The organism is Nostoc flagelliforme FACHB-838 (assembly GCF_014698065.1).
Lineage (GTDB): Bacteria > Cyanobacteriota > Cyanobacteriia > Cyanobacteriales > Nostocaceae > Nostoc > Nostoc flagelliforme_B.
The window spans coordinates 20,074-32,705 of the sequence record NZ_JACJSI010000019.1 but is presented as its reverse complement, the minus strand read 5'-3'; the positions used below and the strand labels follow the sequence as shown (position 1 = coordinate 32,705).

The window sequence follows — 12,632 nt, the reverse complement described above, 5'->3', positions numbered from 1 at the left end:
ATATTTTTTGCGGAAATCTCCTCTGAGAACTTGTAGCTGTCAATACCACCAAAGAATCGTGAGGTTAGAAAATATGGCTAATAAGATTAACGGCTCAGACACTTTCTCCCCTTTGCCATCTCAAATAGATTTAGAATTATTAGAAGCATTACTAGAACCAGAAGATGCTACTTATCCTTGGAATCCAGCAGATGAGGAATCAGAAGCTTATTTTCAGGAACTAGAACAACAGTTCGGAATGCAAGATTTGCTTGATGAAGAACTGACGAGGCGATCGCAAGATTTTTATAGCCATCTAGACGCACTTTGGTCGGGGATTACTTCTACGTCAGAGGATAATGACAATCGACAACAGGCAGTGGTGCTTAATCTTCAAGAAACATTACGTGCTACTTTTTCCGCCTGTGTCCCCCAAACACTACTTAACACTATTGCAACCAAAGCTGCTGAGATATTTGCTGCTCGCCAATTAATCAGTGAGCAACTGGTTGAGTGTGTTCAGACAGTATTACCAACTTGGGAAACAGAGGATCTTTTAGTTTTGGCTCGTCCTTTCGCCTACGCTATGCGAAGTAGCGAATCGCAAAATGCCGCATCTGCACTTAGTAATCTCAACAATAATGAGTGGACAGCTTTATCAGAAATAGAGCAAGCGAAGGCTACTTTAGCGATCGCTTCTTATGCTTTTATTCAACTCAATAACTGTGAGTCTGAATTATGAATGGGGAATGGGGAATGGGGAATGGGGAATAGGGAGTAGGAGTAGAGAAAGCTAAAATTTTCATCGTCACCTGCGCTTTGCTGTAATGCTGCTCAAGGCATCTCTTACAAAGATGCTGGTTTCCCTTATGCAGAAGCGCAAAGAATGAATCGAAAATTAAGACTTTTGCAACAAGTTAAACATCTTTATTTTTTAAGTATAATCACCCATAATAAATTTACGGTAGGCTGATTTTCAAACTAAGCCATCTATCCCAAGAGATAAATATTCAAGCATTGGGCATTGATTGTTCTTCCTCATCTCCTCCTGCTCCCTATCTCTTATTTTGGCCCCAGAAATCGGGTAGCAAAATTTTGCGATCGCGTCGGTGACAGTGCGCGTGCTTTAAGAATTGCTGCCATCAAAAAGGCGTAAGATAACACCCCAACAACTACCAGCAGCAAGGCATTTATTGATCCTGTAGCATTCCACAGAGCATGGAGCGCAGAGGCACTAAGATAACCAATAGAAAGAATTTGCCAACTTCTACTAGGTTTGAGAACAGCCAAGCCGATAAAATAACCCAGGTAGCCACTATAAGCCATGTGTCCGGCTACAGAGCCTAAAATACGCGGAATTAGCAGTTGTAAACCCGCCAGTTGACCAGCAGCGCCTATACCAACTTGTTGCGTGACATTTTGAGTAATATCTGGCACATACTGACCGAGAGTTTCTAGCAGAGTGAAGCCCACAGCTGAAGCTGTTCCCAAGAGAATACCATCTAGAGGTTCCCAAACCCCTATACGTTCCCGCCAAGGTGAAGACAATATTCTACCGATAGCAAAGGCCCCTAATATAGGCAATGCCTTAAGTAATTCCTCCATCAGCCCAGCGCCAAAAAACATCCGTACCAGCAACTCTGTGAAGGTGATAGATTCTTGGGGTGTGGGCAAGGTTCCAGGTAGGATGCCGCGAAAAAAGAAGATAAATAGATCCAGCAGGGGACTGAGCAAAATCAGTATCGTACTCATTGCCGCAGCCATTAGCACCCACCAAGGCTTCTGTTTGCCGCAAAGTTGGTAAACAAAATAGTAGGCAGCAAAAGCGATGTAAGTTGCGACGATCACTTGATTAGCTTGGGGCCGACCGACTGTAGCAAACATCAGCACCACAAAGATTACAGTCAGTATTCCCGGTATGAGGTAAGCTTTACGAGTTAAATCTTTACCAGTGGAAATAATTGGAAAAAGCTGCGTGAAGCTAACATAATCTGGCTGCTTTAATTGCGTGTGGCCGTGGTAGTTCGTCGCCGAAGGCAGTGGTACAACTTGGTTCACTGTCGTCGCTGGGGTGATTGAGGTATACTCGTATTCAAAAACGTATTGTGGGCCATCAGCACCTAAAGAAATGCGATCGCCTGGGTGCAATTCCTGACATTCATACAAGCGTTGTCCATTTAAATAAGTGCCATTAGCACTATTTAAATCACAAAGCACCCAGCTAAATTTGCTATCTGGGGATAGAGAAAGGGGACGAACCACCGCATGACGACGAGAAACCATCCGGTACGTCATGGCATCCAAGACAACTTGGCAGCTGGGGTCGCGTCCAATTACCATTTCTTTACTGGGGGGCAGTGAGTAGCGAGATTCGGCTCCAAAAGTTGCCCCATTACCAGACACTAGCCGCAGAAATGCATTATGTCTTGCGTTTTTGCCTGTCATCAAGTTAGAGTGCGTTTCTAAACTAATTCTTCACATAATTTGGTGGCAGGACTAACCTTAGCCACATTAACAGCAGCATTGCTAAATCCACTATAGCTTCACTTACTGCTAAGAAATTTAAAATTATCGATGCAAAATTTTAAATTGTTCCACCTAATGTAAATAAGTATTCCATCTAGTGAGACTTTGTTCTAAACCTGGCTTGTTAGGCGGATAAATCAGATTGTATCGGTACTGTACTTTTGGCATCCTAGCTGTAAATTAAACCCACGGCAATTTCTCAAAAATAGTAGTTTTTACTGCATTTAGTTCCATTTCAAAAATATATAATTTTTAACCGTCTGTTTTGAAAAATCCGGGTTGGAGGTTTTTCCCATGAGTAACTGGCGAACCTGAAAGACCGTTTTTGCTATTGGTAATTGACTAATCTCCTTTGGAGTGGGTAATAGGGAAAGAAATTGCTCTGAAGATTGAACCAAAAGATTTCCGGTATTTTGCTTCAAACAACTGTAGCTAGTTCTGGGTGTTCAATCTTAGTGCCAAATACTCTGAGGAATTTTGCCAGCCATTGGGGGTGAATCGATCAAGTTAGTACGCTACGTTATGTATTAACCTATATGCGAATTTTTGATACATTACAGCACAGTTAATCCCGTAATGTATGATTTGAGGGCGGCAAGTTAACAAAGCGTAATGCACACTACAGATTTTTTCTGTTATATCATGTCCGGTTAAATAATTGTCATTGCCAACGAAGTAAAGCAATCCCAAAAGCCTTGCGATTGCTTCGTTCCACTTCGTTGCACTCGCAATGACATATCACAAGTAATTTGCCGGACATGATATTAGTGACTATTGACTAATTAAAGCAGATGGAATTCTGCGATCGCTCTTTTAAAGTTTTTGCTTTCATGTCCTGGGCGGCTGAGTTTAATCAAGGCAAAACGCTGTAAGGGTGTTAAAGCTGCCCAATGTTGCTCTGTCAGGATTACACCTATTTCTTGAGCTTTTTCCTGGATGCTGGCTGGTACAGTGGCAGAGTCTAGCCATGCGGGATGTGGCTCGATGGGCAATTTTGTAGCAGGTATACCTGTACGTTGTAGAATTAATTGCTGGATATGCTCGCGGTAAGATTGAATTTCCGTTTCTGTAGTGCAAGGTAATTCGACAAAAGCTTGACGCTCGGCTGTAGTCATTTGATTCCAATCAGATAATTTTAGCTTAATGCCACAGGTATCTAATTTGCAACGCACCTGCATAGGGATACAACGCAGGGAATCAACAAAATCTGCTTCAAATTCAAAGAAATCTGTCACGTTGCTTCGCTCCGAATTTATAGTTCAAAATTCAAAATTAACAATCCCCATAAATTTAGGGGTTTATATCCTTTTGCTTTTCGGTCAGAAGAAAGTATTTAAAATTAGTTTATTATGTTGTTGCTCAACAAATTTAAAACTACTGAATGAGTATTGGGAGTAGGGAGTAAAAAATATTTTTTAAATCCACAAAAGGTTTTTTATCTTGCGTCTCTAGAATTACTAAGACGAATTATTAAATAACTAATTGATAAAGCGAGAATAGCAATTCCTAAACCAATTATATCAATACCTCCAACTTTCTCTAAGTCAAGAATAATAATTTTTCTGGCAACAGCAATCAAAGATGTAACAATAACTAATTCAACCTGAAAAACGTGTTTTCGCAAATAGGCTGTAATGTTTTCTAATATTTCTAAAGCAATTAAAATATTTAAAAACAAACCAAATATTTTATATAATGTTGTATTAAACTTTCCATAAGGCGCTGTAAATAACTCTTTAAAAATAAATACTCCTAAATCTGCGATCGCTACCAAAATCACAACTACCATGAATAGAGATAGAGCTTTAGAAACTAGCACTTCTATGTTTTCAATAAAGTGCATGAAGTTGTCATCTTTGGTAGCTACTAAAATTCGCCTAAGTAACCTTTTCATGTAATGCACCCAATTTTCAAATAAAAGAAAATCCCATAGATAAATCTAGAGGATTAAAAAAAGATGATTTGTAAGTTTATTATCTTATTTTTACTCTTTACTATAGCTCAACTCGGCGCTGGTAAAACCTGTGCTTAGTAGAAACTTGCCCTCTTTAGATATAGTAATTGGTATGAGTCAAGAGTAGAGAACCATAAAAAATGATAATAACTATTAGCTATTGCTTATTGACTAAATTACCTATTGGTGATTATTGATTACCATAGAGCTACAAAGTGTAGCTTACCATTGTGAGGACTGGAGTTGATAATCTTTGACTGTAACTTCCACAGAGATTGGTATCAGTTGCACAGCACAGGCTTTTAATTCTGGTTGCAGTGAATCGGGGCACGCCTCTGGATGGGTGAGGGCGTTGGCTTCGGCATTATCTGCCCACAGCGAACCCCAGTGCATGGGGACAAAAACTGTACCAGGTGCGATCGCTTTTGTCACTTTAGCAGGAAACTTGGCTTTACCCCGACGCGATCGCACTTCTACATACATACTATCTACAATACCTAACCGAGTAGCATCACGGGGATGAATTTCGATAAACGGTTCGGGATGCATTTTACAAATTTTTTCAATCCGCCCGGTACGTGTCTGCGTATGCCAGTGTCCGTAAAGTCGCCCATTAGTTAGCACAAAAGGATAATCTGGGTCTGGTGGTTCTGCTAATCCCTTTGAGTAATATGCCCCAAATCGAGCGCGTCCATCAGAGGTGTGGAAACGCAAGTTAGTATATAACCGTTTCCCAGAGCGATTGTCTTCCCCTGCTCCTCTGCTTCCCCTGCTCTCTTCAGGATGGGGCCATTGAGTCGGGCCATGCGTCTTTAATTGCGCGTGACTGATACCCGTCATATCGCAAGGGCGATTTTTAGTTAGTTTGACAAACTCAGCATAAACTTCAGCAGAGTTAGCAAAGGCAAATTCTTTCTCAAAACCTAATCTACGCCCAACTTCGGCAAAAATTTCCCAGTCTGCTTTAGCTTCTCTTGGCGGTTGGTGGAATGCTGAACAAAGAGTTACTACTCGTTCAGAGTTTGTCATCACGCCAGTTTTTTCACCCCACTGGGCGGCTGGTAGCAAAACGTGAGCGTAGGCAGCGGTTTCTGTGGGATAATAAGCGTCTTGGTAGATGGTGAAAGGCGATCGCAATAATGCCTTTTTCGTGCGCTCCAAATCTGGCATACTCACAGCTGGATTAGTAGCCGCAATCCACAATAACTCTACAGCGCCATTTTCCAAACCAGTAATCATATCCCAAGCAGTCAAACCGGGATTGGGCGAAATCTGTCCCGGCTTAAGTCCCCAAAACTCCTCAACTTCTGCGCGGTGCTGAGGATTTTTTACCACCCGATAACCTGGTAATAAATGCGCCAAACCTCCGGCTTCCCTTCCTCCCATTGCGTTCGGTTGACCAGTGAGGGAGAAAGGCCCAGCCCCAGGTTTGCCAATCTGTCCAGTCATCAGGTGCAGGTTAATGATAGTTCTTACCTTAGCCGTCCCTTCTGACGATTGATTCACACCCATTGACCATAAAGACAATACTCGCTGCGATTCACCCCAATAACGAGCGGCTGTTTCTAAATCTTCAATGCTGATTCCACATCGATGAGCTACTATTTCTGGCGGATAGTGGCGAATCACCTCAGCATAAGCGGGAAAATTGCTGGTGCAGTCGTCCATGAAGATGGTATCGATGTAATTCCAGCGCATCAACAAGTGGGCGATGCCGTTTAACAAATCGATATCTGTACCGGGACGAATGGCTAAATGCAAATCAGCTGCTTCTGCGGTTGGCGTGCGACGGGGATCGACCACAATCATTTTGACTTTGCGGTTCTTTTTGTGATATTTTTCCAGCCGATTAAAAACGATGGGGTGACATTCGGCTGTATTAGTACCAATTAAAAATGCACAGTCAGTTAACTCCAGGTCTTCGTAACAACAGGGTGGGCCATCTGCGCCAAAGCTTTGAATGTAGCCAGACACCGCACTAGACATACATAAGCGAGAGTTGGCATCAAAATTATTAGTACCCAGACAGCCTTTCAACAGTTTCTGGGCTATGTAATAATCCTCAGTTTGAAACTGGCCGGAACCATACATACATAAGGCTTCTGGCCCTTGGGTGAAGCGCACGGTTTGAATGCGCTGCGTGATTATATTAAAGGCTTCATCCCAACTAACCTGGCGAAACTCTTGATCTAAGGAGTCTCGCACCATTGGGTAATGTAATCTATTTTTATCTAAAGATTCTGCGATCGTTGCGCCTTTGACGCAAACCATTCCTTGGCTAGATGGATGGGCTTTATCGCCGCGCACCCGCCAAATTGGATTACCTTGACTATCTCGATTAGTTGCTTTGTTATGTTGGGCTGGGGGCGAAACTTCCAGTCCACAGCCCACACCACAGTAAGGACAAAGAGTTTTGGTAAATTCAGTCATGGCAGTTTGCTTTGAGTGGAGAGTGTGGGAGGTGGGGGAACAAGGGAAGAATTTTTTTTAATACTCGACAAATAAGGGACTTCCAAGTAAAAAAATAATCAATCGTTTTGGAAAGCAGGGGGAGAAAAAATTGGATAGTGACGTTGGATGCAGGAATTGACTAATTTAATTCTTGGATGTCCCTAATTCGTAATTAATACTTCTTTTCTTCAGCGAAAACAGGGAAGTTTTCTGCTGCGAGTTCTGGTTCATCACCTTCATGGTGTTCAGCAAATGAGCCTTTAGGTTCTTTCAACAAGAAGGCACAAAGGAAAGTAACAATCAATGCAGTAACACCGAGAGTCTGAAAAAAGATTTGATTACCAATGTCACCCGGCGGTAAAAAACTGTATAAAGTAAGGTAGGCTACGGCTCCTACATTGCCGTAAGCACCAACATTGCCAGCAATCTGACCAGTAACTCGCCGCTTTACCAAAGGCACGATTGCAAAAGTAGAACCTTCCCCAGCTTGGACAAAAAATGAACAAGCCATAGTCAGCATAATTGCTATAGGCAACCACCAATTACTACTGACACCGCTCATCAATAGATAAGCAATACCCATGCCACCAGTCAATATGGTCATTGTCCATTTGCGACTACCTACTGTATCAGATACCCAACCGCCGCCGGGACGTGCAAATAAGTTCATGAATGCGTAACTAGCAGCAATCATCCCTGCCAATACTTTGCTGAGAGTGAAAGTTGATTCAAAAAATGCCGGTAGCATGGAAACAACTGCTAATTCTGAACCAAAGTTGACGAAGTAAGTTAGTTCTAGTATTGCCACCTGAGAAAATTCATAGCGGTCTTTAGGGGCATATTGTTTTTTACCTATCATCAAGTCTTGATTCACGTTCCAACACTTATAGGCTTGGAAGAGGTACAGACCAATTAACAATAGATAGACAATAAATAACTGGGTTGGAGAAAGTAAACCAATTTGAGAGATGCGCCAAGCTAGCAGGGCTAAGATGCCAACTAAGGGAATATTAGTCAACATCAGCAACCAAAAGCTTTTCTTGCTAGTAACTTCTATGCCGCCGTGACGAGAGGGGCGCTGATAAACTTTGCCAGGGGGAGTATCTTGAACGTTGAAGAAATAGATTACTCCATAGATAGCGGCTATTATCCCAGTTAAAGCGATCGCTAGCCGCCAGTTAAGTTGACCAGCAGCGAAAAAAGCTGTTAACGCCGCTATTGAAGGTAAGGTAAAAGCCGCACCTGCTGAACCAAAATTACCCCAGCCACCATAAATCCCCTCTGCGATGCCAATTTCTTTCGGAGGAAACCATTCAGCAACCATCCGAATACCAATCACAAAACCAGCACCTACTATACTTAATGCCAAGCGACTGATGATCAACTGGCTGAAGTTTTGGGCGAATGCAAAAGCCAGGCAGGGAATGGCAGCATACATCAGCAAGATTGAGTAAGTAATTCTTGGCCCATATTTGTCTAAAACCATACCAATAATGATGCGGGCTGGCACAGTCAGGGCGACGTTACAAATAGCGATAGTTCTAACTTGTCCTTCACTTAAGCTAAATGCTTCTTTGATGGCTGTTTGAAACGGGGCAAAGTTAAACCAGACTACAAATGATAGAAAGAAGGCAAACCAAGTTAGATGTAAGATGCGATAGCGATCGCTGAATGAAAATAAATTTTTAAGCATTCAAATCTTCCTAATTGAAGAGGACACACAGAAGAAGGTAGGGAAGCAGAAGAAAATTTCTTAACTCTTGACAAATGACTCTGCGAAGCGGTAGTTACTCGTCAGCATGAGCAAATCGGCGGAATAGGAAGTCTAGAGCGTAGTTTCGCAGGTTGTAGTATTCTGGATCTTCCATGATGCGGCGACGATTGCGGGGACGGGAGAAGGGAATATTCAGGATTTCACCAATGTGAGCAGATGGGCCGTTAGTCATCATCACAACTCTGTCTGCGAGGAAAAGCGCCTCATCTATGTCATGAGTAATCATCAGTACGGTGACTTGATGTTCACGCCAGATTTGCAGGAGTTCTTCTTGTAATTCTTCTTTTGTGATGGCATCTAATGCCCCAAAGGGTTCATCAAGAATCAATACTTGCGGACGGATGGAAAGGGCACGAGCGATCGCAACTCTCTGCTTCATCCCACCAGAAAGCTGATTGGGTTTTTTGTCAGCCGCTTCTGTGAGTCCCACCATTGCCAAATGTTCTCTAACAATCGCCCGTTTTTCTGCCTGGGGTTTTTTAGGAAACACCGAATCAACCGCGAGATAAACGTTATCAAAGACACTCAGCCAAGGCAGTAGACAATAATTTTGGAATACCATCATCCGGTCTGGGCCTGGTTCGGTGATGGGTTTGTCTTGCAGCAGGACAATACCATCGGTGGGAGTGTTAAACCCGGAAACCATGTTGAGCAGGGTTGATTTGCCGCAGCCAGAGTGACCGATTATGCAAACAAATTCACCCTCGCGCACTTTCAGGTCAACTCCATCCAGTACGGTGTAAGGGCCTTCAGAAGTTGGATAAATTTTGCTTACACCTTCAATCACCAAAAAATCTTCTGCTTTTTTCGTTTGCAGTTTATTAATTTGGGTTTTGCTGTTTACTATTTGCATCGTAAGTTTATCTATGGGTAGTTTGTTATTTGTTCTTTGTCAGTCACAAATGACCAATGACCAATGACTAATGACCAATGACTAAATAAATACTTCTTCAATACGTATTTGTCGTTTAATTTCCAGACTTTTGAGATACTCTATCGGCTCTGATGGGTTAAAAACTTTCCCATCAAATAAGTGAACAGGGTCATCTTCTCCGATATCGAGTAAGCCGAGTTCGCGGGCAGCAGCACCAAATATATCTGTGCGACAGACTCTTTCAATTACTTCCACCCAGTTTTTTGGGAAGGGTGTTAAACCCCAACGTGCCATCTGAGTGGCCATCCACAAAATTTCAGTGCGGTTGGGATAGTTGGTTTGATTGAGATAAAACTGGTTGTAGGCTTTGAATTCTTGTGGTTCTGTACCGTCGCCGCGATCGTAGCGATCGACGAAACCAGGACGAACATATACAGGATCTATGTCTAAGTACTCAGGACGGCAGATTATTTCTAAAATTTCTTCGCGGTTGCGGAAATCATCACAGTATTTACAAGCTTCTAACAGTGCTTTAAGCAGAGCAAGATAAGTTTCTGGATATTTCTGCGCCCAATCTTCCCGCACTCCCAACACTTTTTTTGGCTGTCCTGACCAAATTTCTAAAGCTGTGGCGGCAACAAAGCCTAAGTTTTGATGAACAGCAAGATAATTCCAAGGTTCTCCAGCACAGTAACCGTCAATATTTCCGGCTTTGAGTTGAGAAACCATTTCCATTGGTGGAATCACCGTTAAGCTGACATCTCGATCGGGATCGATGCCACCAGCCGCCAGCCAATAACGCAGGATTAGGTTCACCATTGAAGTAGAGTGAGCTACACCCAAAGTTAGAATTTGGTCGGGAGCAGCGTTAATTGCTGTTTTTAAGCCAGCCAGATTTCTAACACCTTGGCTATACAATCTTTTGCTTAAGGTGATGGCGTTCGCATTGCGAGAGATATTTAGGGCATTGATTATAGGAATTGGTTTTTTACCACCAGCACCCAAAGTTAGGGCTAAGGGCATTCCCGCCAGCATTTGGGCTGCGTCTAATTTGCCAGTAACAACGCCTTGAGCTATTTCCTTCCAGGTATTGGCACGAGTGAGGGTGATGTTTTCTAAACCGTACTGAGCAAAGAAGCCTTTTTCTTGAGCAACGATTAAAGGTGCAGCATCAGTCAGAGGCATAAAGCCAATTTCTAAATTGACTTTTTCTAAGCCGTTGCGGGATATGGCTACTGGTGCTGAAGTCTGCTGTGCTTTGCGTTTCTTAACCAGTTTTTGTTGGTTGAGGAAGTAAATCATTTCATTCCGCAGACTGTAGTAGCTGGGATGTTTGACGACTTCCAAGCGTTGACGCGGCCGAGGGATTGGAACTTCGAGGATTTGCCCGATATGAGCTTCTGGGCCATTAGTGAGCATGACAACGCGATCGCTCAACAACAGCGCCTCATCTACATCGTGTGTCACCATCACACAAGTAACGTTGTGTTCGTTGCAAATTTTCATCAGTTGTTCTTGCAAACTACCCCGTGTTAGGGCATCCAACGCCCCAAAGGGTTCGTCTAGCAGTAATAACTTGGGACGAGTTGCTAAGGCGCGAGCGATCGCTACCCGTTGTTTCATTCCCCCAGATAACTCGCTAGGACGTTTATTCGCCGCCAGACGTAGCCCCACCATATCGATATGTTCTTCGATAATGCTTCTGCGATCGCCTTTGGGTTTATCCTTGTACACTTCATCCACAGCTAGGGCAATATTTTCCCGTACTGTTAACCAAGGCAGCAAAGAGTAGTTTTGAAACACAACCATCCGATCTGGACTGGGTTCTCTAACTTCCCGCCCTTCTAACGTCACACCTCCAACACTTGCTCTATCTAAACCTGCAATGATGTTGAGCAAAGTAGACTTACCACAACCAGAATGTCCAATTAGAGAAACAAATTCCCCTTCTTGGATTTTCAAATCAATATTTTTTAGAGCAATATATTTGCCGCCATTCGGAAGTTCAAATACACGGTCAATGTGGTCAACTTCAACAAAAGTAGTCATTTGTTAATTCGTAATTCGTAATGACGCTCGAAGACTCGCTAACGCTGCGCTAACGTAATTCGTAATGGGGAAGTAGCTTATTTACTATTCCCTACTCTGGGACAACTTTGCTAGCTATAAAGCCAACCATTCTATCTAGAATCAATCCGACTAAACCAACATAAATTAGTGCGAGGATAATTTCGCTTAAGTTAGTTTCTGTGGTTGTATTGTAAGCATCCCAAATAAATGAACCAATTCCTACGCCACCGACTAACATTTCTGCTGCAACGATTGCTAGCCAAGATAAACCAATGCCAATGCGTAATCCTGTGAATATATAAGGAACAGTTGCAGGAAACACAACTTTTAGGAAATACTTTAGCCCTTTCAAACGTAAAACTCTAGCTACGTTTACATAGTCTTGAGGAATTTGTTGTACGCCCACCGTAGTGTTGATCACAATCGGCCAAATGGATGTAATGAAAATCACGAAAATAGCTGAAGGATTCGCTTGTTGAAATGCTGCCAGAGAAATTGGTAGCCATGCTAGAGGCGGTACTGTCCGCAACACTTGGAAAATAGGATCAACGGCATTATAGAGTAACTTGTTAGCACCAACAAAAATCCCTAATGCAATGCCAACAATTGCTGCTAGGGAAAAACCTAAAGCGACCCTTCCCAAACTACTAAGTATCTGCCAGCCCAAGCCTTTATCACTTTCACCATTATCAAAAAATGGATCGATGATAAAAGGATTCCAAGTTTCTGAAAATGTTTCTATTGGGCCGGGTAAACCAAAGTTAGGAGTTAAACAAACTAGTTGCCAAATCACTAGAAAAATAGCTAATGCTACCAGTGGTGGCACAATTTTTTGCGAAACTAATTTATTGAAACTTTTGCGGTTATTTTTTCTGAAATTGCGACTTCCAAGAATAGCTGCCATTTTCTTTGTTCTCCGGTTGTCTTTACGACGTAGCTAGGCGAAAAATTAAAGTTTGTAGTGAGTTAGCGCAGTGTTATCACAAAGGGAGATTGTGCCTAAA

At 42.6% G+C, this 12,632-nt stretch carries 9 protein-coding genes; 1 reads left to right on the top strand and 8 read right to left on the bottom strand.

Annotation, left to right across the window (positions count from 1 at the left end; genetic code table 11):
• Positions 1–73 precede the first annotated feature (73 nt).
• Positions 74–721 carry a hypothetical protein gene (locus H6G97_RS12330; protein ID WP_190940892.1) on the top strand — a complete coding sequence of 216 codons (648 nt, stop codon included), beginning with the start codon at positions 74–76 and terminating at the stop codon, positions 719–721.
• Between the two features lie 320 nt (positions 722–1,041).
• Here H6G97_RS12330 and H6G97_RS12325 read toward each other — a convergent pair whose 3' ends face one another.
• From H6G97_RS12325 to ntrB, 8 genes are all read right to left on the bottom strand, one after another.
• Positions 1,042–2,424 (bottom strand): PrsW family glutamic-type intramembrane protease, encoded by a 1,383-nt coding sequence (locus H6G97_RS12325; protein WP_190940891.1) that lies wholly within the window; start codon positions 2,422–2,424, stop codon positions 1,042–1,044.
• Between the two features lie 863 nt (positions 2,425–3,287).
• A complete protein-coding gene (locus H6G97_RS12320) occupies positions 3,288–3,740 on the bottom strand; it encodes a nitrate reductase associated protein (protein WP_190940890.1) in 453 nt (150 codons plus the stop codon).
• 200 nt (positions 3,741–3,940) lie between these two features.
• On the bottom strand, positions 3,941–4,399 hold the full coding sequence (locus H6G97_RS12315) for a phosphate-starvation-inducible PsiE family protein (protein ID WP_190940889.1): 459 nt from the start codon (positions 4,397–4,399) through the stop codon (positions 3,941–3,943).
• A 282-nt stretch (positions 4,400–4,681) separates the two neighbouring features.
• Entirely contained in the window at positions 4,682–6,889 is a 2,208-nt protein-coding gene (locus H6G97_RS12310; protein ID WP_190940888.1) for a molybdopterin oxidoreductase family protein, read from the bottom strand.
• Positions 6,890–7,082: 193 nt separating this feature from the next.
• Positions 7,083–8,603: an MFS transporter gene (locus H6G97_RS12305; protein ID WP_190940887.1), complete on the bottom strand. Its 1,521-nt coding sequence runs from the start codon at positions 8,601–8,603 to the stop codon at positions 7,083–7,085.
• A 94-nt stretch (positions 8,604–8,697) separates the two neighbouring features.
• A complete protein-coding gene (locus tag H6G97_RS12300) occupies positions 8,698–9,537 on the bottom strand; it encodes a nitrate ABC transporter ATP-binding protein (RefSeq protein ID WP_190940886.1) in 840 nt (279 codons plus the stop codon).
• 81 nt (positions 9,538–9,618) lie between these two features.
• Positions 9,619–11,607, bottom strand: a complete 1,989-nt coding sequence (locus H6G97_RS12295) for an ABC transporter ATP-binding/substrate-binding protein (RefSeq protein WP_190940885.1) — start codon at positions 11,605–11,607, stop codon at positions 9,619–9,621.
• Between the two features lie 91 nt (positions 11,608–11,698).
• Positions 11,699–12,532 (bottom strand): nitrate ABC transporter permease, encoded by an 834-nt coding sequence (gene ntrB / locus H6G97_RS12290; RefSeq protein WP_190940884.1) that lies wholly within the window; start codon positions 12,530–12,532, stop codon positions 11,699–11,701.
• Between the last annotated feature and the right edge of the window lie 100 nt (positions 12,533–12,632).

Coding starts and splice junctions, on each gene's coding strand:
- H6G97_RS12330 (WP_190940892.1), top strand. CDS start 74: ATGGCTAATAAGATTAACGGCTCAGACACTTTCTCCCCTTTGCCATCT.
- H6G97_RS12325 (WP_190940891.1), bottom strand. CDS start 2,424: ATGACAGGCAAAAACGCAAGACATAATGCATTTCTGCGGCTAGTGTCT.
- H6G97_RS12315 (WP_190940889.1), bottom strand. CDS start 4,399: ATGAAAAGGTTACTTAGGCGAATTTTAGTAGCTACCAAAGATGACAAC.
- H6G97_RS12310 (WP_190940888.1), bottom strand. CDS start 6,889: ATGACTGAATTTACCAAAACTCTTTGTCCTTACTGTGGTGTGGGCTGT.
- H6G97_RS12305 (WP_190940887.1), bottom strand. CDS start 8,603: ATGCTTAAAAATTTATTTTCATTCAGCGATCGCTATCGCATCTTACAT.
- H6G97_RS12300 (WP_190940886.1), bottom strand. CDS start 9,537: ATGCAAATAGTAAACAGCAAAACCCAAATTAATAAACTGCAAACGAAA.
- H6G97_RS12295 (WP_190940885.1), bottom strand. CDS start 11,607: ATGACTACTTTTGTTGAAGTTGACCACATTGACCGTGTATTTGAACTT.
- ntrB (WP_190940884.1), bottom strand. CDS start 12,532: ATGGCAGCTATTCTTGGAAGTCGCAATTTCAGAAAAAATAACCGCAAA.